At 70.0% G+C, this 19,429-nt stretch carries 19 protein-coding genes; 7 read left to right on the top strand and 12 right to left on the bottom strand.

Translation table 11 applies throughout. The features are described from left to right. The first annotated feature begins 90 nt into the window (after positions 1 to 90). From ACQPY4_RS29630 to ACQPY4_RS29660, 7 genes are all read left to right on the top strand, one after another. Positions 91 to 330, top strand: coding sequence for a hypothetical protein (locus ACQPY4_RS29630; RefSeq protein WP_433326348.1), 240 nt, complete (start codon positions 91 to 93; stop codon positions 328 to 330). Further along, entirely contained in the window at positions 308 to 850 is a 543-nt protein-coding gene (locus tag ACQPY4_RS29635) for a DUF6879 family protein (protein ID WP_433326350.1), read from the top strand. Before ACQPY4_RS29630 ends, ACQPY4_RS29635 begins: the two co-directional genes overlap by 23 nt. 15 nt (positions 851 to 865) lie before the next feature. Next, the gene (locus ACQPY4_RS29640) at positions 866 to 1,729 is read left to right on the top strand and encodes a helix-turn-helix domain-containing protein (protein ID WP_433326352.1); all 864 of its coding nucleotides are present in this window, start codon (positions 866 to 868) and stop codon (positions 1,727 to 1,729) included. Between the two features lie 129 nt (positions 1,730 to 1,858). Further along, positions 1,859 to 2,275: an ATP-binding protein gene (locus tag ACQPY4_RS29645; RefSeq protein WP_433326354.1), complete on the top strand. Its 417-nt coding sequence runs from the start codon at positions 1,859 to 1,861 to the stop codon at positions 2,273 to 2,275. A gap of 540 nt (positions 2,276 to 2,815) precedes the next feature. Next, positions 2,816 to 3,208, top strand: coding sequence for a MarR family winged helix-turn-helix transcriptional regulator (locus ACQPY4_RS29650; protein WP_433326356.1), 393 nt, complete (start codon positions 2,816 to 2,818; stop codon positions 3,206 to 3,208). A 98-nt stretch (positions 3,209 to 3,306) separates the two neighbouring features. After that, positions 3,307 to 3,774 carry an SgcJ/EcaC family oxidoreductase gene (locus ACQPY4_RS29655; RefSeq protein WP_433326358.1) on the top strand — a complete coding sequence of 156 codons (468 nt, stop codon included), beginning with the start codon at positions 3,307 to 3,309 and terminating at the stop codon, positions 3,772 to 3,774. Positions 3,775 to 3,910: 136 nt separating this feature from the next. Further along, complete coding sequence (locus ACQPY4_RS29660; protein ID WP_433326361.1) at positions 3,911 to 5,164, top strand: glycosyltransferase; 1,254 nt, start codon at positions 3,911 to 3,913, stop codon at positions 5,162 to 5,164. 110 nt (positions 5,165 to 5,274) lie between these two features. On the opposite strand, the gene ACQPY4_RS29665 is transcribed toward ACQPY4_RS29660, so the two are convergent. The 12 genes from ACQPY4_RS29665 to ACQPY4_RS29720 all read right to left on the bottom strand — a co-directional run bounded on the left by ACQPY4_RS29665 (position 5,275) and on the right by ACQPY4_RS29720 (position 19,395). Continuing rightward, positions 5,275 to 5,742, bottom strand: coding sequence for a Dps family protein (locus ACQPY4_RS29665; protein WP_433326363.1), 468 nt, complete (start codon positions 5,740 to 5,742; stop codon positions 5,275 to 5,277). Positions 5,743 to 5,867: 125 nt separating this feature from the next. Beyond that, on the bottom strand, positions 5,868 to 6,224 hold the full coding sequence (locus tag ACQPY4_RS29670) for a helix-turn-helix domain-containing protein (RefSeq protein WP_433326365.1): 357 nt from the start codon (positions 6,222 to 6,224) through the stop codon (positions 5,868 to 5,870). Positions 6,225 to 6,335: 111 nt separating this feature from the next. Continuing rightward, on the bottom strand, positions 6,336 to 7,634 hold the full coding sequence (locus ACQPY4_RS29675) for a CinA family nicotinamide mononucleotide deamidase-related protein (RefSeq protein ID WP_433326367.1): 1,299 nt from the start codon (positions 7,632 to 7,634) through the stop codon (positions 6,336 to 6,338). Between the two features lie 34 nt (positions 7,635 to 7,668). Next, positions 7,669 to 8,175, bottom strand: a complete 507-nt coding sequence (locus tag ACQPY4_RS29680; protein WP_433326369.1) for a DUF1990 family protein — start codon at positions 8,173 to 8,175, stop codon at positions 7,669 to 7,671. Continuing rightward, positions 8,172 to 8,984, bottom strand: coding sequence for a YndJ family protein (locus tag ACQPY4_RS29685; protein WP_433326371.1), 813 nt, complete (start codon positions 8,982 to 8,984; stop codon positions 8,172 to 8,174). The genes ACQPY4_RS29680 and ACQPY4_RS29685 overlap by 4 nt, the downstream gene beginning before the upstream one ends. Before the next feature lie 71 nt (positions 8,985 to 9,055). Beyond that, the gene (gene pgsA, locus ACQPY4_RS29690) at positions 9,056 to 9,646 is read right to left on the bottom strand and encodes a CDP-diacylglycerol--glycerol-3-phosphate 3-phosphatidyltransferase (protein WP_433326373.1); all 591 of its coding nucleotides are present in this window, start codon (positions 9,644 to 9,646) and stop codon (positions 9,056 to 9,058) included. After that, a complete protein-coding gene (gene rimO / locus ACQPY4_RS29695) occupies positions 9,643 to 11,076 on the bottom strand; it encodes a 30S ribosomal protein S12 methylthiotransferase RimO (RefSeq protein ID WP_433326375.1) in 1,434 nt (477 codons plus the stop codon). Before rimO ends, pgsA begins: the two co-directional genes overlap by 4 nt. 82 nt (positions 11,077 to 11,158) lie before the next feature. Continuing rightward, complete coding sequence (locus tag ACQPY4_RS29700) at positions 11,159 to 11,917, bottom strand: helix-turn-helix domain-containing protein (RefSeq protein WP_433326377.1); 759 nt, start codon at positions 11,915 to 11,917, stop codon at positions 11,159 to 11,161. Between the two features lie 426 nt (positions 11,918 to 12,343). Then, the gene (locus ACQPY4_RS29705; protein ID WP_433326379.1) at positions 12,344 to 14,947 is read right to left on the bottom strand and encodes a DNA translocase FtsK; all 2,604 of its coding nucleotides are present in this window, start codon (positions 14,945 to 14,947) and stop codon (positions 12,344 to 12,346) included. A gap of 285 nt (positions 14,948 to 15,232) precedes the next feature. Beyond that, on the bottom strand, positions 15,233 to 16,918 hold the full coding sequence (locus tag ACQPY4_RS29710) for a ribonuclease J (protein ID WP_433326381.1): 1,686 nt from the start codon (positions 16,916 to 16,918) through the stop codon (positions 15,233 to 15,235). Continuing rightward, positions 16,915 to 17,856: a 4-hydroxy-tetrahydrodipicolinate synthase gene (gene dapA, locus ACQPY4_RS29715; protein WP_433326383.1), complete on the bottom strand. Its 942-nt coding sequence runs from the start codon at positions 17,854 to 17,856 to the stop codon at positions 16,915 to 16,917. The genes ACQPY4_RS29710 and dapA overlap by 4 nt, the downstream gene beginning before the upstream one ends. A 528-nt stretch (positions 17,857 to 18,384) precedes the next feature. Further along, positions 18,385 to 19,395 carry a hypothetical protein gene (locus tag ACQPY4_RS29720; RefSeq protein ID WP_433326385.1) on the bottom strand — a complete coding sequence of 337 codons (1,011 nt, stop codon included), beginning with the start codon at positions 19,393 to 19,395 and terminating at the stop codon, positions 18,385 to 18,387. Positions 19,396 to 19,429: the final 34 nt, after the last annotated feature.

Here is a 19,429-nt window from a genome sequence, read left to right on the forward strand (position 1 = left end):
ACCGCGAAGTCATTGACCACACCTCCAAGGCAGGAAACCCTCTTGACGGAGGTGCCTCACTTTGCCTCGCCCTCAACAACGGAGGCCGTCATGGCGCTACGGTTGCTGGTGATCGCTCCCAAGACTCAGGGCGGCAACTGCCTGGCGGCGTTCGTCGAGACCGAGAGCGGCGATGTCCTCTTCCAAGGCTGGACCGAGATGGATCCGTCGATGCTCGACGAGGCCGCACAACGCAGCCCGCTCGCACCCAACGAGACGCTGGTGAGGTTTCCGGCCCGGATGCGGAAGCTCATCCTGGAGGCCCTCTGTGACCAAGACACCAGCACCTGACGAGCTCGATCCCGAGAACTTCGGCGCGCTGTTCGCCACCGTCCAGCGGTCCGCTTCTCACCTTGAGCTTCGCGATGCCTACACGCCCGATGACCCGTTGTTTCTGCGTTGGCTGGAGGGCGGGATAACGCCGGACGACATCGCCGAGCACGAACACGAATGGGCGCGGATCGTCCGGGTGACGGTGGCGCGTGGCGTAGAGATGCGCCGCGCGCGAGTCGTGTCTGAGCCTTTGGCCCCCTTCACCAGATTCGAGTACGACGGTGCGGGAGCGCTCAACCAGGCAGCCGGCGAGCAGGTTCGCTGGTTGCCCCGCAGAAACGCATCTGACCTGTGCCTGCCAGGCAACGACTTCTGGCTGCTGGACGGCCGCCTCGTGAGATTCGGGCACTTTTCCGGCGTAGGTGACTACCTCGGCGCGGAGTTGGCTACCGACCCGGCCGTGGTGAAGCACTGTGCGCGGGCCTTTGAAGCGGTGTGGGACAGGGCGATTCCGCACGACGAATACCGACCGCGATAGCCGCGATCCGACGCCGTGGCCTCATCCCAGTACCCCGCTGTCCAGGCTGCCCGCCAAGCCCTCGCCGACCGGCTGCGTGAGATTCGCCTGAACGCCGGGATCAAGTCCAGCCACCTCGCCGAAGCCGCCGGTTGGGATCGGTGGAAGGTCAGCAAGATCGAACACGGGCAGCGCCCCCCGACGGTCGCCGACGTTCGGGCCTGGTGCCGCGTCTGTGACGCCGAAGACCAGTCCGATGACCTCGTTGCCGCTCTACAGGCAGCGGACTCGGCCTACGCGACCTGGAAACGGCTCCAGCGCGGCAAAGACGGACTCAGACGCCTTCAGGAATCGCGGCTTCCCCTCTACGAAGGGACTTCCACAGACTGGACGTACTGTTCGCAAGTCGTCCCCGGCCTGCTCCAAACACGCGACTACGTCACCGAGTTGCTCACCTTGGTGTCACGCCGATCGGGCGGCCCCGACGACGACATCCCCGGGGCCGCGGCGGCCCGAATCGATCGACAGCGCGTCCTGTGGCACCCCAGCAGGAAGTTCCTGTTCCTGATGGAGGAGGCGGCGCTGTATTATCGTCTCGGGAGCCCGCAAGTGATGCGCGACCAACTCGCACACCTGGCTGACATCACCGCCTCGGCGATCCCGTCGGTGGCCCTGGGAGTGCTTCCCTTCGCACGGCCCCGCTCTCAATGGGTCCTAGAGAACTTCACCGTGTTCGACAGCAGCAAGGTGGAGGTGGAGATCCTCTCCGCCCTGGTCACGATCACCGCGCCAGGAGAGGTCTCCCTGTACCTGGCGGCGTTCGAAGACCTCTACCACTCGGCTGTGTTCGGGGCTGAGGCAGGCAAGCTGATCGAGACAGCCGCTACCTCCTATCAGTGAATCTCGGTGCCACTTTTTGCCTCACTTCTGGCCCCACCCTCCTCGCGGAGGCCAATGTGAGGTGACACGAGTTCGGGCAGTTCTTCCGCGGTGCGGCGAGACGCGGCGGTTGCGATCTGGGAGTCACCGATGACGACAGCAGCGCAGGAAACTCAGAGGATCCTGCTGGATCACGAGTTTCCTTCGACGCCGGCCACGGTGAGCATCGTCCGCCACGCCACCGCGCGCGTCCTCACCGCTTGGGGACTCGCCGAGGCTCAGACCAATGACTGCGTCCTCGTCGTTTCCGAACTGGTGACGAACGCGATCGAGGCGCGAAGCCAAAGCGTCCTCAAGCTGCGCCTCAGCGAGGAGGTCCTCGGCACGCTCACCGTGGAGGTCTGGGATGCCGTCCCGGAGCCGCCTTGTCTCCGATCGCCGGAGCACGATGCCGAGGACGGCCGTGGGCTCCTCATCGTGGCGGCGCTGGCCACGCATTATGGCTGGCGCCCGACCAGACGAGGGAAATGGGTCTTCGCCGTCCTGGCGATATCCCCTCTCCATTGACGGTCGGCGCCATGGTTCAGGGGCCGATCTGCCGCCACTGCCGAAAGCCCATTACCTACGGGCCCGGCTGGTGGGAGCACGTCGGCGGAACGGTGGCCTGCAACCCGCACCAGGCGACATCTCCACCCCGTGGTACGAACGCCGCTCCGGTGGCCGAGACCGGCGAAGACCAGGCATTGGAAGCACCGACCACATGATCCCGACTGCGACGCCGCCCCGAATAGCGAGACGCGGCCGGCCCTTCGAACGTCCACGAACGATCTTGGGCTTCCCCGACCTTGGCCGTTGTCACGACCTAGCGCCCTGACCGTCGTCATCGTGCGTTCAGAACCTGCTGGACGACTTGGGGAGCGGCTGGCCGAGCGTTAGCGGGGGTGCTGCCTTCTCGGGGATCGTTAGGGTCGTCGGGGGATGGGTCTTGGGGAGGGCTTTGTGGGTGAGCGTGAGGAGTTGCTGCGGGCGTTGGGTGGGGAGATGCCCGCGTTTATCTCTTCGGCGGTGCGGTTTCAGGTTGCTGTGGCTCATCAGCTCGGGATACCGGTGAGTGATGTGCATGCCCTGGCGGCGTTGTTGGAGAGCGGGCCGGTGGGGGTCAGTCGGCTGGCCGAGGCGATGGGGATGACGACGGGGGCGATCACGCGGCTAGTGGATCGGTTGGAGCGGGGCGGGTACGTGCGGCGGGAGGCGGACGCGGCCGACCGGCGGCGGGTGGTGCTGCGGGTCGTTCCTGAGCGGGTTGCCGAGGTCGCGCGTTATTACGAGCCGATGGACGAGCGCTGGCGGCGAGAGGTCGACCGGTTCTCGGAGGACGAGCTGCGGTTCCTGGTGGAGTTCCTGCGGCGGGAGCGGGAGCACACGCAGGCCGAGACGGCGAGGCTGCGGGACGGCGGCCGGGCGCACGGCACCCGGCGACGCTCTCAGGGTTCACCCTGAGATCACCCTGGTTGCTGCTTCATGCACTAGCTGCTTCAAGCAAGTAATGGTGTCGTTGGGGGCGTAGCAATCGCCTTCGACGAAAGGGGTTCGGACGCATGAAAGCCGGACGTCTTGTTCTTGGAATCGCCGTTCTCGTTCTTGCCGGGACCGCGGGTGTCTCATCAGCGGCCGAGGCCGGGCCCGGGTCCGCTGATGAGGCGGCTGTGCGCCGTCTCCTGCCTTCGGTCAACCAGGCGTGGGCCGAGGGGGACGCGACGAGGTACGCCGCGTTTCACACACCGGACGCCGATCTCATCGACTTTCGGGGTGTGCACGCCGTGGGGCGGAGACAGATCATCGGTCTGCTTCAGCCGCTCTTCGACGGGCCGCTGAAGGGCACCCGTGTCGAGGCGCGGATCGTGGACTTGCGGTTCCTGTCCCGCCGGGTGGCGATCTTCCATACCGAGGGGAGGGTCGTGCCCACCGGGGCGAACTCGGTGCAGACCTTCGTCGCGACGAAGACGGCCGGGCGCTGGTTGATCGCGGCGTTCCAGAACACCCGCGTGCAGGGAACCGGAGGCTGAAATGAGAAATGCAAGGGGCGCGTGCGCTCCTTGCATTTTCAGGTTATAGCGCACCTGGGGGCTTGCGGCAAGACCCGGGTCGTCCCTCATGATTGCCGACCGGAAGGCCAGGGCCTGGGGAAATGGGGGACGTGGAATGCGTGTGCTGTTGTCGACGTGGGGGTCGCGCGGGGATGTCGAACCGCTGGCGGCGCTCGCGGTTCGACTGCGGGAACTGGGTGCGGACGCCTTGGTGTGCGCGCCGCCGGATGAGGAGTTCGTGGCACTGCTGGCGCGTGCGGGCGTGCCGATGGTGCCGCTCGGGCCGTCGGTGCGTTCGGTGGTCGCCGGGGCGAAGCCGACGGCGCGGGACGCGTCCCGGCTCGCTGCCGAACTGGTCGCCGCGCGGTTCGAAACGCTGACGGTGGCGGCCGAGGGGTGTGACGCGCTGCTGGCGACCGGTCTGATGCCGGCCGGCGCACGGGACGTGGCCGAGAAGCTGGGCATCCGTTACGTGTGCGCCGGATTCCATACGTTGGGATTCCCGTCGCGGCATTATCCGCCTGGGAGGCGGCCGGGTACGCCGTCGCCGGAGGGGGAGACCGAGTACCGGGTGCTGTGGGAGCAGGATGCTCAGAGGGTGAACGCGCTCTACGGTGAGGCGCTCAATCGTCATCGGGCGGCGATCGGGCTGCCGCCGGTGGACAACGTCCGGGACCATGTCTTCACCGACCGGCCGTGGCTGGCGGCGGACGAGACGCTGTGGCCGTCGGGGGGCATGACCGACCTGGACGTGGTGCAGACCGGGGCGTGGATTCTGCCCGATGAGCGTTCGCTTCCGGGAGAGCTGGAGGAGTTTCTGGACGCGGGCGAACCGCCGGTGTACGTGGGGTTCGGGAGCATGGCCGCGCACACCCCGGAGGACATTGCCCGGGTGGCCATCGAGGCGTGTCGGGGGCTTGGGCGTCGCGTCGTTCTTGCGCGGGGGTGGGCCGGGCTCGACGCGATGGACGACGGTGTGGACTGCTTCGTCGTTGGTGACGTCAATCAGCAGGCGTTGTTTCCCCGGGTGGCGGCGGTGGTGCACCACGGCGGGGCGGGGACCACGACGGCGGCGGCGCGGGCCGGGGCGCCTCAGGTGGTGGTCCCGCAGATCGCGGACCAGCCACGCTGGGCCGCCCGGGTGGCGGAGTTGGGCATCGGGTCGGCTCATGACGGTCCGAAGCCGACCGTTGAGTCTCTGACCGCCGCGCTCGGGACGGCGCTGGCGTCCGAGGCCCGGGCACGGGCCACCGCCGGGACGATCCGCGCCGACGGGACGACGGTCGCCGCGAACCTCCTGCTCGGCGCGGGGCAGGCCGTCGTTGTCGGCGCGGACCGGGCCGGGGCGTCGGGGCCTACCAGCGCCTAGGCGCCTCGCCGCCGAGCCTCAGTCTGGGGTTCGGGGCGGTCAACTGGAGCCGCACTTGGGGGTGGACGTGCGGGCGCCCCCGCTCGTGATCGGGCGGGGGCGTCCTGTGGTCAGACCTGGGCCTGGAACATCCAGTGCTGCTTCTCCAGGTCGGCGGTGATCTGGATGAGGAGGTCCTGGCTTACCGGGTCGGGATCGTCGGTGGCCGCGATGCGCTCGCGGAAGCGGGCGATGACCTGTTCCAGCGTCTCGGCCACGGAGGCGACGACCTTGTCGTCGGCGAGGTAGCCGGCCTCGGGCTGCGGGATCGAGGTGCGATCGGCGACCGTGCGGACGCGGCCGTCGGGGTTGACCCCGATCGCCACGGCCCGTTCGGCCACGTCGTCGGCGCCCTGCCGGGCGAGGGCGACGACCTCGTCGAGATGTTCGTGCACGACCTTGAAATTGCGGCCCGTGAGGTTCCAGTGGGCCTGCTTGACGACCAGCGAGAGGTCGATCAGGTCGACGAGGGCGCCCTGTAGCGCTTCCCCCGTGGTCTTCTGAGCGGGCTCGGTGAGCGGGCTCTTGACCGCAGCCATCATGGGCTCCTTCCGCGTCGTTCCGGTCTTAACCGTTACAACACTGAAGGCTGCCCCGTAATTGCCGGGTCATTCGTGAGACCGACCACAGACCTCCCGTTGATCCGTTCTCCTCGAGCCGCAGGTCAGGCGGCCACCATGTCGGCGCGGAACTCGCCGGTGATCTCTTCCGGGGTGGACGGGATCGACTCGGCGGAGATGCGCTCGTGCTCGGGCGGCGCGCCGGCCATGACCGGCTCGTGCTGCAGTTCGGCGAGAGCCAGGGCGTCCGACACTTCACGCAGGACGTGGGAGAGCGGCACCCCCAGCGCCTTGCAGATCGAGGCGAGCAGCTCCGAGGACGCTTCCTTCTGTCCTCGTTCCACCTCGGAGAGATATCCGAGGGAAACCCGTGCCGCCGCTGACACCTCACGGAGGGTGCGTCCCTGGCGCAGCCGCAGCTGCCGCAGTACGTCACCGAGCAGCTGGCGAAGCAGGACCATCGTCTCGCTCCCTCCCTCAGTTCGGACCATCTGCCGCTTCCACCGTACCCGCCCTGACGGGGGCCGTGGCAGACCGTTGATTTCGTGTTCGCTCCGAACGTAACGCTGTAATCAGCCCGACTCTTCCCGATCGTCACGAGCCTCAGGGGTTTCGTCGAGCGCGTCAAGTCCCAGCATCTCACGTCGTACCAGGTCAAGAGCGTGCACGACGGTCATCCTGCGGAGGACGGCGCGGATCTCGGACCCGGGGCCGGGCACGGGGAGTCGCGGATCGATCACGCGTGCTGGTTTTCCGCCCGGACCCGCCACGCCGACATAAATCGTTCCAACCGGTTGACCGTCCTGGGGTTCGGGCCCCGCGACCCCGGTCACGGCCACCCCGTAGGTCGCTCCGAGGCGGTCGCGGACGCCCTCGGCCATGGCCGCGGCGACGTCGGGGTGGACGGCCCCGTGCTCGGCCAGGAGCGCCTCGGGGACCCCGAGCACCTCGTGCTTGAGGCGGGTGGCGTAGGTCACGACGCCGCCCGCGTAGGTGGCCGACGAGCCGGGCGTTCCGGTGAGCTCGGCGCCGATCAGGCCGCCGGTGATCGACTCGGCGGTGGCGAGGGTGGCCGACCGCTCGGCCAGGAGCCGGTGGACGACGCGGTCGAGCGTGTCCTCCCCCGCGCCGTAGACCGCCGAGCCCAGCAGCTCGCGGGTCAGCTCCTCGGCGCCCTGGAGGGCGAGGACGGCGTCCGGGCCGGTGGCGGTGATGCGGATCTTCACCTCGCCGGGCGAGGGGAGGTAGGCCAGGCGGATGCCGTCCAGCTTCTCGACGGCGGCGAGCCTGGTCGCGATCACCGACTCCCAGACTCCGGCCGTGCGCAGCGTGCGGCGCACGACGCGGGACGCGGGGGCGCCGCCGGTGAGGTCGGGCAGGACGGCCTCGTCCATCATCGTGCGCATCTCATACGGGACGCCCGGCAGCGCGTACACGACGCCGCCCGGCAGCTCGACGCGCAACCCGGGGGCGGTTCCGGCCGAGTTGACCAGCAGGGCCGCCCCCTCGGGGACGTCGGCCATCCGCAGCGCCATGGGCTGGAGCTCGCGCCCCGCCGCCGCGACCCGCTCGTGCAGCCGCCGCTCCAGGGCCGGGTCGCGGACGAGCGCGACTCCGGCGGCCTTGGCCAGCGCGTCCCGCGTGAGGTCGTCGTAGGTCGGTCCGAGTCCGCCGGTGGTGATGACCGCGTCGGCGCGTCCGAGGGCCTCCTCGACGGCCGCGACGATGACGTCCAGCTCGTCCCCGACGACCACGCTCCGGGTGACGTCGAGGTCGTGCTCGGCCAGGCGGCGGCCCATCCAGGCCGCGTTCCCGTTGATCGTGTCGCCGAGCAGGAGCTCGTCCCCGATGGTCAGCAGTTCGACCCGCACCGCGTACCCCCTCCTGTGATCCGGAGCACCGAATCTACTCGCGCGCGAGACGGCGCAGGACGGCACCGCAGCGGCGGGCGTAGACGCGCTGCATGAAGGGCACGAGGGGGCCGCCCAGGCGCGCCATGAGGCCCGCGGGACGGGCGAAGGCGGTGACGGTGAGCCAGACGTCCTCCATGTCGTCCATGTGGACGACGAACGCCTCCTCGCCCCGTTCGGGGTGGCCGGGGAGGGTGCCGTAGGCCCAGCCCGCGCGGCGCTCCCCCGTCTCGACCCAGACCACGCGGCACGGCGCCTTGATCCGCAGGGGACCGACGCCCAGGCGCACCTCCACGGCCACGCCGACCTCGGCGCGGGGCCCGGACGCCTCGATCCGGACGGGAATGGCCCGGTGCATCCAGAACTCCATCAGGGCGTCGGTGGCGTTGCGCATGACCACCGGCCCCTCCCCCAGCAGCGTGCGCACCCGCAGATGGCTGTAGCCGTCCGGGAGATCGCCTTTCTGGGTCGCACCCACCTCGGTATAGGTGAAGTCGCTCATCGGACGGCCTCCTCTTCCTGAACGCCTCGCAGCGCCCGCCAGGCGAGCATCCCGCACAGCCCGAACCCGAACGCGTTGCCCACCCCGTGCGTGGCGATCATCCAGTCGATGGACGGATGCGGCAACCCGGACGCCTCGCCCAGCGCCCAGCTCAGCGCGAGGACCATGGTCGCGGCGAGCACCACGGCCGAGACCCGGAGCAGGACGGCCGTCGCGCGGCTCTCCGGGCGGACCTCGTGCCAGGTGACCCAGCCCACCAGCCACATGCCCGCGGTCAGGACGACCGCTCCGGCGAACTCGACCCACTGGCCGGTGAAGTAGCCCGCCAGGACCAGCAGCGTCCCGGCGGGGACGCTCAGCGCCCCCAGAACGCCCGCGCGGCCCCCGCCCGCGCGGCAGGCCAGGCCCGCGATCAGCGCCGCCGCGAAGCCCGCGAAGTGGAAGTGCGCGACGGTCAGCGAGAGGATCTTCAACGAGAACCCGAAGAGCTCCACCCCGCCGCGCTCGGCGACCAGCGCCACGCCCGCGACCGACGGCATGGCCAGGGCGCAGGCTCCGGCCGCCGCCACGACTCCCGATCGGGGACGCCACCGAAGCGCGAGCGCGACCAGCGGGAGCGTGGCCAGGGCATACGGGACGGCGAGCGAGACCGCCAGGGCCCCGCGCGGCAGCCAGAGGGAGACGGCGCCGAACACCGCCCCGGCCATCCAGACCCGCTGGAGCGGCGGCGGCGTGTCGAGCAGCCGCAGTCCCATCGGCACCACGGCCAGCATTCCGGTCATCACGATGACGTTCACCAGCGCGATCACCCGGGCCTCCTCGGTTTGAACGTGTTCAACACCGTACCGCGTGACTGAACACGTTCAAAGCGAGAAATCTCTCAGGACGCGGCCGGGGTGCCGCGCCGCAGGCGCCACGCCTGCACCACGTAGTCCAGTCCGGTGACCACGGTCACCACCAGCGCGGCGGCCATCAGCCCCCAGCGGATCGGATCCCAGGGGCCCGGCAGGATGTAGAAGCCGATGGCCAGCACCTGGAGCATCGTCTTGAGCTTGCCGCCCTTGCTCGCCGGGATCACCCCGTACCTGATCACCACGAACCGCATCAGCGTGATGCCGATCTCGCGGACCAGGATCACGATCGTGACCCACCACCACAGCTCGCCGAGCGCGGACAGGATGATCAGCGCGGCGCCGGTCAGCGCCTTGTCGGCGATCGGGTCGGCGATCTTGCCGAAGTCGGTGACCAGACCGCGCGCCCGCGCCAGATCACCGTCGATCTTGTCGGTGATCGACGCGACCGCGAAGACCGCGAACGCGGCCACGCGCCAGCCCGTCCCGTCCTCCAGCATCAGCCACACCAGGACCGGGACCAGCAGGATGCGGACCAGCGTGAGGAGGTTGGCGACGTTGTAGACGCTCGCCTGCGGCGCGGGCGGTGTCCCCGGACTGCCGGGCGAGCCCTCGGTCATGGGATCTCCGTCCCGGGGATCTCCGCCACGAGGTCCACGCCGTCACTCGCGGCGACCCGGGCCTCGACGATCTGGCCCAGCGAGAGCCCCTCGCCGCGCACCAGCACCGTGCCGTCCACCTCCGGGGCCTGGTGCTCGGCGCGTCCCTCGAAGAGCCCGTCGCCCTCCTCCTCGGCCTTGCGCTCCACCAGCACCGCGATGGTCGAGCCCACCCGGTCCTCGGCGCGCTGGGCGGTCAGCTCCTCGGCCAGCGCGGAGACCTCCTCGACCCGGCGGGCGACCTCGTCGGGGTCGACCTTGCCGGGGAGGTCGGCGGCCTCGGTGCCGTCCTCGTCGGAGTAGCCGAACACGCCGATGGCGTCCAGCCGGGCGGCGCTCAGGAAGGCGATCAGCTCCTCCAGGTCGTCCTCGGACTCACCCGGGAAGCCGACGATGAAGTTGGACCGCACGCCCGCCTCGGGCGCCAGCGCCCGGACGCGGTCGAGCAGCTCCAGGAAGCGCTCGCGGTCGCCGAAGCGGCGCATCGAGCGCAGCACCGGCCCGGCGGCGTGCTGGAACGACAGGTCGAAGTAGGGCGCGACACCGGGCGTCCCGCACAGGACCTCGATCAGCCCCGGACGCAGCTCGGCGGGCTGGAGATAGCTCACCCGGACGCGGTCGATGCCCTCCACCGCCGTCAGCTGCGGCAACAGGGTCTCCAGGGCCCTCAGATCGCCCAGGTCCTTGCCGTAGGACGTGGAGTTCTCGCTGACCAGCACCAGCTCGCGCACGTCGTGACCGGCCAGCCAGCGCGCCTCCTCCAGCACCTCCGCCGGAGGACGCGACACGTAGGCGCCGCGGAACGCGGGAATGGCGCAGAACGTGCAGCGCCGGTCGCACCCGGAGGCCAGCTTCAACGGGGCCACCGGGCCGCCGCCCAGACGCCGCCGCAGCACGCGCGGGCCGGACGCGGGGGCGACGCCGTCGGGCAGGTCGCCGTGGCCGGGGATGGAGACCTTCGGCGCGGACGCCGAGCGCTCGACCGGGCTGATCGGCAGCAGCGTGCGGCGGTCGCGCGGCGTGTGCGCCTGGCGGCGGCGCCCGTCCATCACCTCGTCCAGCCGGTCGCCGATCTCGGCGTAGTCGTCGAAGCTCAGCACGGCGTCGGCCTCGGGGAGCGACTCGGCCAGCTCGGCCCCGTACCGCTCGGCCAGGCAGCCCGCCGCCACCACCTTGGCGCCGGAGTCGTGCGCCGCCAGCAGCGTGTCGATCGAGTCCTTCTTGGCCGCGTCGATGAAGCCGCAGGTGTTCACGACCACCACGTCGGCGCCGTCCACCGAGTCGCTCAGGTCCCAGCCGGAGCCCTCCATGCGGGCGGCGAGCTCTTCGGAGTCGACCTCGTTGCGGGCGCATCCGAGCGTGACGAGTGAGACCGTGCGACGTGTGGACATGCCCTAACGGTAATGGGCGCCGCCGGTTGAGCCGACCAACCCCCGCGGTTCGGGGGCGGTGGCGTTCTCGTGGGGACGCGGGTCAGGACGCCTCGGGGTCGTCCGGAGTGAACGACAGGCGCAGGACGCCGCCGCCCTCGCCGGGCGTGCCGAGGTCCTTGCCGTTGACGGTCAGGCGGACGCCGCTCCCGTTGCCGATCAGGATGCTGATCTTCTTCTTGGCCGACCACTCCCGGGTGTCACCGGCCCGGATCATGCCGCTGAACAGCGACTTGCCCTTGTCGCCCCGGACGTTCACCCACGTCGTCCTGCGGGCCTTGACGCGCAGCTCGACCTTCTTGCGCGGCGCCTGCGCGACCGGGTCGCCGCGTCCGGTCGAAGGGCTGGGGGTCGGCGTCGGCGTGGCCGTCGGGGTGACGGGCGCGTCCGCGACCTGGCGGGCGGTGCGCTGCTCCTGCTCGCCGCCGGAACCGAGCTGGACGATGCCGTAGACGACCACCAGCGCCAGCGCGACCGCCATCGCGGCGCTCCAGTTCGGCGAGCGGCGCTCGCGGAACGCGACCGGCTTCTCGGGCTCGAACGCGGCGATCGCCGAGACGGGCTGCGGCGCGCCGCCGTGCGCCTCGTCGAACTCACGGACCAGGGGTTCCGGATCGATGCCGATGACACGCGAGACGCTGCGGATATGACCGCGAGCATAGAAGTTGCCACCACAGGCGGTGAAATCGTCTCGTTCCATTCCGCGAATGACCGACTCGCGGATACGGGTCTGCAGACTCACCTGCGTGACAGTGAGACCGGCCTTCGAACGCTCCTCCGCCAAGGTCTCACCGATGCTCACGCCGAGCCTCCCTTAGAGCGCACCATGACCAAAATCCCCACACTCCAGCATCACCAGTCTAGGAAGCGCAATGCCCGCTGAGCGACAGGCAACACGTTCGAAACAGGGCAAGATTTCGCATCATTCCGTCATGCTCATCCCGCTTGCCCGATCCGATCGTGCCCGTCCCGCCGGACGTTTCCGGGTTGGGTTTCCCACGACGACTCTCGGCTTTCGACCGCCTGTACCCGATCAGACACCGATCACACCTGGGGCGTCCACGACCATCCGGGGAACGATGCGAGAACGAGACGAGTTCCCGCCTCAGCCTTCCGCCTCAGCCTTCCGCCGCAGCCACCGCCGTGCGGCCTCCCCGCCCCAGCCACCGCCGTGCAGGCTTCCCGACTCGGCCACCGCCGTGCAGCCTTCCGCCTCAGCTTCCCCGCCTCAGCCGCCGCCGTGCAGCGCGGTCAGAACGCCCGGCAGGTCGTCCGGCTTGACCAGGACGTCGCGCGCCTTGGACCCCTCGCTCGGGCCCACGATGTCGCGGCTCTCCATCAGGTCCATGAGACGCCCCGCCTTGGCGAACCCGACGCGCAGCTTGCGCTGCAGCATCGAGGTCGACCCGAACTGCGTCGACACCACCAGCTCGATCGCCTGGACCAGCAGGTCCATGTCGTCGCCGATCTCCTCGTCGATCTCCTTCTTGGGACCGGCGACATCGGTGACGTCCTCGCGGTAGACCGCCTCCATCTGCGCCTTGCAGTGGTCGACGATCCCGTGGATCTCCTTCTCGGCGACGTACGCGTTCTGCAGTCGCATCGGCTTGCTCGCGCCCATCGGCAGGAACAGCGCGTCGCCCTGGCCCACCAGCTTCTCCGCGCCCGGCTGGTCGAGGATGACCCGGCTGTCGGCCAGCGACGACGTCGCGAACGCCAGCCGTGAGGGCACGTTGGCCTTGATGAGGCCGGTCACCACGTCGACCGACGGGCGCTGCGTGGCCAGCACCAGGTGGATGCCGGCGGCACGGGCGAGCTGCGTGATGCGGACGACGGAGTCTTCGACATCGCGCGGCGCGACCATCATCAGGTCGGCCAGCTCGTCCACGATCACCAGCATGTACGGGTAGGGCGTGTAGACCCGCTCGCTCCCCGGGGGCGCGGTGAGCTTGCCCGCCTGCACCGCCTTGTTGAAGTCGTCGATGTGCCTGAACCCCGACGCCGCCAGGTCGTCGTACCGGCGGTCCATCTCGCCGACGACCCACTCCAGCGCCTCGGCGGCCTTCTTGGGATTGGTGATGATCGGCGTGATCAGATGCGGGATGCCCTGGTACATCGTCAGCTCGACCCGCTTGGGGTCGACCAGGATCATCCGCACCTCGTCCGGCGTCGACCGCATCAGCACCGAGGTGATGAGCCCGTTGATGCAGGTCGACTTGCCCGCCCCGGTCGCGCCCGCGATCAGGATGTGCGGCATCTTGGCCAGGTTCGCCACGACCGTCCGGCCCTCGACGTCCTTGCCCAGCCCCACGATCATCGGGTGGTGCTCGTTGGTCGCGGCCGGGGAGCGCAGCACGTCGCCCAGGCTCACGATGTCCTTGTCGACGTTCGGGATCTCCACGCCGATCGCCGACTTGCCCGGGATCGGGGACAGGATCCGCACATCGGCGCTCTTGACCGCGTACGCGATGTTCTTGGTGAGCGCGGTGACCTTCTCGACCTTCACCGCCGGGCCCAGCTCGATCTCGTACCGCGTGATCGTCGGCCCCCGGGTGAACCCCGTGACCTGCGCGTCGATGTCGAACTGCTCCAGCACCCCCGACAGCGCGTTCACGACCGTGTCGTTGGCCTTGGTGCGCGGCTTGGAGATGCTGCCAGGACGCAGCATCGCCGGGTCGGGCAGCTCGTAGATCTCACCGGACGACGAGAGCGGCAGCTGCTCGGTGCGGCGCGGCGCCGGGGACGGGTCGGGGACGTCCGCCACCGCGAGCACGCCCTCGGCCTCGGCGGGGTCCGGGTCGGGGGGCAGCGGCGGCGGCTCGGGCGGCATCGACCCGAACGGGTCCGGGTCGAAGATGTCGTCGGCCAGGTTCCGCTCGGACTTGCCGTCCTTCTTCGGCTTCTCCTCCAGCACCGGGGTGTCGTACGGCTTGGAGTGCTCGCCGACCTCCAGCTCGTCGGCCGCGCCGTCCTTCTCCTTGCCCTTGCCCTTGCGGCGCCGCTTGGGCTTGGCCTCGTCGTCGCCCGTCTCGCTCTCGTGGTGCGGGCGGCCCTGGAGGGTCGCCACGGCCCAAAGTTCCGTCAGCCGCTCGGGGACGCGGTTGATCGGCGTCGCGGTCACGACCAGCAGCCCGAACCCCGACAGCAGGAGCAGCAGCGGCACCGCCACCCAGCCGCTCAGCGCCGCCTCGACCGGCGCGGCCGCCAGCCAGCCGATGACGCCGCCGGACGCGCGGATGCCGTCCATGTCCTTGCCCGGCGACGGCGTGCCCGCCGCCACGTGCAGCACGCCCAGCACGCCCACCGACAGCGCCGTCATGCCGATGATGATGCGCCCGGTGTCGTCGTTGTGCTCGGGATGGCGCAGCGTCCGCCATGCCAGCACGGCCAGCAGCACCGGCATCGCCATCGCCATCACGCCGATGCTCCCGCGCACGACCTCCTCGATCGCGACCGTGACGGTGCCGTCCGGCCGCCACCACGTCACCGACGCCAGGACGATCGACGCGCCCAGGAGCGCCAGGCCCAGCCCGTCACGGCGGTGCTCCTCGTCGAGGTCGCGCGCCCCCTGGCCGTACGCGCGGAAGATCGAGCCGACCGCGACCGCCGCCAGGTGGTAGAGCTTGAAGAGCAGCTTGAACAGCCCGATGAAGAGCTGGGGAATCGGATCGGGTTTCCGCGGGGGGCGTCCCTTGCCCGGGGGTCGGCTTCCACCGCCACCCTTCGCGCCACCACTCGGACGCTTACGGGGGGCAGAACCACCGGACTTACGTGCCGCGCCGCCGCCGGTACGCGAGGACGTCTTCGCTCCTCCGGACGCACGAGTGGCCATGATGATGAGACTAACTGTGTTTCCCGGGGGTCCCAACCCCCGGACCCCCAGGCGGCGTGTCGACGCCATCCTCGGTCGCTAGCGCTCCCTGCGGTGGCATCGACCCGCCGGGCAGGGGCTCCGCCCCCACCATCCCCCGCCAAGGGGCTCCGCCCCCTGGACCCCCTTTGGGGCTTCGCCCCTTGCCCCTCGAAACGCTGGTCGCCGTTCGAGTGAGCCTCGCCGTTTCGGTGGAGACGAGGACGGCCCGGCGGGATTTGTCGCCGGGCCGTTCCTTGTGCGTGCTTATACCTCGACCACCACTGGGATGATCATGGGGCGGCGGCGGTAGTTGTCGCTGACCCATTTGCCTACGGTGCGGCGGATGAGCTGGTTGACCTGGTGCGGGTCGTTGACGCCGTCGGCGGCCACGTCGCGCAGGACCGATTCGATGCGCTGGATGAGCTCGTCGAAGTCCTGGTTGACGATGCCGGCGCCGCGGGCGTGGATCTCGGGGCCCGCGACGAGCTTGCCGCTGGTGGAGTCGATGCCGACGACGATGGAGACGAAGCCCTCCTCGCCCAGGATGCGGCGGTCCTTGAGGGAGGTCTCGGTGACCTCGCCCACCGAGAGGCCGTCGACGTAGACGTAGCCCGCGGGGACGGCGCCGACGATTCGGGCCTGGCCCTCGATGAGGTCGACGACGACGCCGTCCTCGGCGATGACGATGTTCTCGTCCGGGACGCCGGTGAGCGCGGCCAGCTTGGCGTGGGCGCGCAGGTGGCGCCACTCGCCGTGGATCGGCATGAAGTTGCCGGGCTTGGTCACGTTCAGGACGTAGAGCAGCTCGCCCGCCGACGCGTGGCCCGAGACGTGGACCAGGGCGTTGCCCTTGTGGACGATGCGGGCGCCCCAGCGGGTGAGGCCGTTGATCACGCGGTTGACCGCGTTCTCGTTGCCGGGGATCAGCGACGAGGCCAGCATCACGGTGTCGCGGTCGGTGATGCGGATCTGGTGGTCGCGGCCCGCCATGCGCGACAGCGCCGACATCGGCTCTCCCTGGGAGCCGGTGCAGACCAGGACCAGGCGGTCGGCCGGGATGTTCTCCAGGTCGCGCTGCTCGATCATGACGCCGTCGGGGACGTTGATGTAGCCCAGCTCGCGGGCCACCCCCATGTTGCGGACCATCGAGCGGCCCACGAAGCACACCCTGCGGTTGTTGGCCACGGCCGCGTCCAGGACCTGCTGGACGCGGTGGATGTGCGAGGCGAAGCAGGCGACGATGATGCGTTCCTTGGCGGTGCGGAACACGTCGTCGATGACCGGGCCGATCTCGCGCTCGCTGGTGACGAACCCGGCGACCTCGGAGTTGGTCGAGTCGGACATCAGCAGGTCGATGCCCTCGGCGCCGAGCCGGGCGAAGCCGGGCAGGTCGGTGAGGCGGCCGTCCAGCGGGAGCTGGTCCATCTTGAAGTCGCCGGTGGCCAGGACCAGGCCCGCCGGAGTGCGGATCGCGACCGCCAGCGCGTCCGGGATGGAGTGGTTGACGGCCAGGAACTCCAGGGCGAACGGACCGAAGGTCTGGCGGCCGCCCTCGGCGACCTGGAGCGTGACCGGTCTGATCCGGTGCTCGGTGAGCTTGGCCTCCAGCAGCGCGAGCGTCAGCCTCGACCCGACCAGCGGGATGTCGGGCCGCTCGCGCAGCAGGTACGGGACGGCCCCGATGTGGTCCTCGTGGCCGTGGGTGAGGACGACGGCCTCGACCTGGTCGAGTCGGTCCCGGATGTACTCGAAGTCCGGGAGGATCAGGTCGATGCCCGGCTGCTCGGTCTCGGGGAACAGCACCCCGCAGTCGACGATGAGCAGGCGTCCGCCGTACTCGAAGACCGTCATGTTGCGGCCGATCTCCCCCAGCCCGCCGAGCGCGACGATGCGCAGCCCGCCCTCGGGCAGTTGGGGTGGAGACGACAGTTCGGGGTGAGGATGACTCACCGATTGACCTCCGGCACTTTGACTCCCCCAATCGTTAGGTCTTCGCGCAGGCGCGCCGCGAACTCCGGCGAGGCGTCGACGAGCGGCCCGCGCACGGTTCCGCCCGGCAGGCCCAGCAGGTTCAGCGCTGCCTTGACGGCGATGGCGCCCTGCGTGCGGGTCATGATCGCGGTGACCACGGGAAGCAGCCGACGATGGATCGACAGCGCCCGCTCCTGGTCACCGGCGCGGTATGCGTCGATCATCTCATGGAGTTCGGCCCCGACGACATGGCCGACGACGCTGACGAATCCCGCGGCCCCGAGGGCCAGCCACGCCAGGTTGAGCGCGTCGTCGCCGGAGTAGAAGACCAGATCGGTCTCCGACATGACCAGCGAGCCGGCGAAAAGGTCGCCCTTGGCGTCCTTGACCGCCGCGATCCTCGGGTGCTCGGCCAGGCGCAGCAGCGTCGCCGTCTCGATCGGCACCCCCGCGCGTCCGGGGATGTCGTAGAGCATGTTCGGGAGGCCCGTGGCGTCCGCGACCTGCGTGAAGTGGTGGATGAGCCCCTCTTGCGGGGGCTTGTTGTAATACGGGGTGACGACGAGGAGTGCGTCGGCACCCGCCTCCTCGGCCTGCCGCGCGAGTTCCCTGCTGTGCGCGGTGTCGTTCGATCCGGCACCCGCCACGATCACGGCGCGATCGCCGACCGCCTCGATCACCGCGAGGAGCAGCCGGCGTTTCTCGTCGTCGCTGGTGGTCGGCGACTCGCCGGTGGTCCCGTTGACGACGAGGCCGTCGTGGCGCTGCTGGTCGACCAGATGGGTCGCCAGGCGGGCGGCTCCGTCGTAGTCGACGCTTCCATCGGGCTCGAACGGGGTGACCATGGCGGTCAGCATCCGTCCGAACGGCGCCGTCGCGCTCGCGGACGCGGCGTCAATGGTTGTGCTGGGTGCCATGCACCGAACGGTACCGTTCCCGCCGGTCGTCGTGGACCCGCAGGGCCCCTCACCGGGTGTCGGAAGAGGCTGCCGCCACACGCTCGGGGGTACGCGTGGCGGCAGCCTCCCACCTCATCGTGGCACGCAAACCGGTCGCTTCGGACCCACTCCGGCGAAAATGCCGCAGTTTGTTACCCGTGGGTCGGAAGCGGATCCAGCTCCCGGATGCGGACGCGCAACTCCTCCACGTCCGGGGTCCTCACGAGGTCGTTGCCCCGCACCGCCCACCAGTGCCCCGACCCCCCTCGGCCGATCCTCCACCCGGCGAACTCGGCGGCCAGAGCCGCGAGTCCCTCCTGGTGCCACGTTCCCTGATGAATTGCCACAGCCTCACTCCCTTGCCCTCGCCGGCCGGGACGCCCCTCATCGATGCTGACCCCGCTGGACCCAGGGCGCAAGAACCCTTATGAGCTGGGAAAACGTGAGTAAGGGAACGTGACAAGCGGGGTTTCCTCGGGGCCAAGATTCCCTTGCCCCCGGTGGCAGCTAAGGCAGCCAGGCGGCCCGGTAGAGCGCCCACTCCGCGGGTAGGGTCGTCCATTCAGCGTAAATACCGACACCGAAGGGCCGGGCGGGCCTGCGGTCGAGGGCGTCCAGGCCGCGCCGGACCCCGCGTATCGCCACGTCGAGCCGCTCCGCCCAGGCCATCTGCGGGCGGTAGGTCGGGATGCCGATGAAGACGGTCGTCCGGTCGCCGATCAGCCGGAGCGTCCGCTCGGTGTGCAGCGCGTACTGGCTCCCCACCAGCGAGGTCGTCGGCAGCGACATGTCATAGGTCATGATCGCGACCTGGTCGGCCCGGTCGGCGACCCGGCGCAGGAAGCCGGTGGTCGCGCGGGCCGGGTAGTGGAAGCGGCCCCACCCGCGGGGGACGAACGCCTTGAGCACCGGCTGGGAGGCGTCGACGAGCGGTGTCTGCTCCAGCGCCACCGAGGTCAGCTTGCCGCGGGCCCGCGTCAGCTCACGCGTCCGGCCGAGGAGGTCGACGAACGCCTCGTCGTCGGGGTAGATCGGCTCGAAGTCGTAGTGGATCCCGTCGAAGCCGAGGTCGAGGAACATCGCGTCGGTCCGCAGGATCCGGTCGCGCACCTTCGGGTCGTCCAGGTCGGTGACGCCCTTGCCGTCGATCTTGCGGATCTGCCCGAGGTAGGCCTGGGCCCGGACGCCCGGGGCATGGACGCGCAGCTTCTTGATCAGCGTCCCGGCGTTGCGGGTCTTGCTCGCGGGGACCGACCCGTCGGCCTCGAAGGGGCCCGCGTGGAAGTAGACGTCGGTGATGCGGTTCTCGCGCAGGAGACGTCCGAGCGTCCGGTACTCGTCGTCGCTGTGCGCCTGCCCGACCCATTGGTGCCGCGCCCAGAGCGCGTTGACCTCGGTCCCCCGGGACGTGGGCTCCGGCTGCCACCACACCCAGATCCCCGCCAGCAGGACGAGGACGAGGCCGAGGAGGTAGGCCAGAGCCCACAGAACCCAACGCATCAGCCGTTTTCGGATCACCGGCCGATGATGGCAGGGGGACGGCGTGAGCACA

This window comes from Spirillospora sp. CA-294931 (assembly GCF_050946795.1).
In the GTDB taxonomy this organism is placed as follows: Bacteria; Actinomycetota; Actinomycetes; order Streptosporangiales; family Streptosporangiaceae; genus Spirillospora.

Excerpts from the sequence above, each read along its gene's own strand:
- ACQPY4_RS29630 (WP_433326348.1), top strand. The coding sequence starts at position 91 with ATGGCGCTACGGTTGCTGGTGATCGCTCCCAAGACTCAGGGCGGCAAC.
- ACQPY4_RS29645 (WP_433326354.1), top strand. The coding sequence starts at position 1,859 with ATGACGACAGCAGCGCAGGAAACTCAGAGGATCCTGCTGGATCACGAG.
- ACQPY4_RS29655 (WP_433326358.1), top strand. The coding sequence starts at position 3,307 with ATGAAAGCCGGACGTCTTGTTCTTGGAATCGCCGTTCTCGTTCTTGCC.
- ACQPY4_RS29660 (WP_433326361.1), top strand. The coding sequence starts at position 3,911 with ATGCGTGTGCTGTTGTCGACGTGGGGGTCGCGCGGGGATGTCGAACCG.
- ACQPY4_RS29665 (WP_433326363.1), bottom strand. The coding sequence starts at position 5,742 with ATGGCTGCGGTCAAGAGCCCGCTCACCGAGCCCGCTCAGAAGACCACG.
- ACQPY4_RS29670 (WP_433326365.1), bottom strand. The coding sequence starts at position 6,224 with ATGGTCCTGCTTCGCCAGCTGCTCGGTGACGTACTGCGGCAGCTGCGG.
- ACQPY4_RS29680 (WP_433326369.1), bottom strand. The coding sequence starts at position 8,175 with ATGAGCGACTTCACCTATACCGAGGTGGGTGCGACCCAGAAAGGCGAT.
- pgsA (WP_433326373.1), bottom strand. The coding sequence starts at position 9,646 with ATGACCGAGGGCTCGCCCGGCAGTCCGGGGACACCGCCCGCGCCGCAG.
- rimO (WP_433326375.1), bottom strand. The coding sequence starts at position 11,076 with ATGTCCACACGTCGCACGGTCTCACTCGTCACGCTCGGATGCGCCCGC.
- ACQPY4_RS29705 (WP_433326379.1), bottom strand. The coding sequence starts at position 14,947 with ATGGCCACTCGTGCGTCCGGAGGAGCGAAGACGTCCTCGCGTACCGGC.
- dapA (WP_433326383.1), bottom strand. The coding sequence starts at position 17,856 with ATGGCACCCAGCACAACCATTGACGCCGCGTCCGCGAGCGCGACGGCG.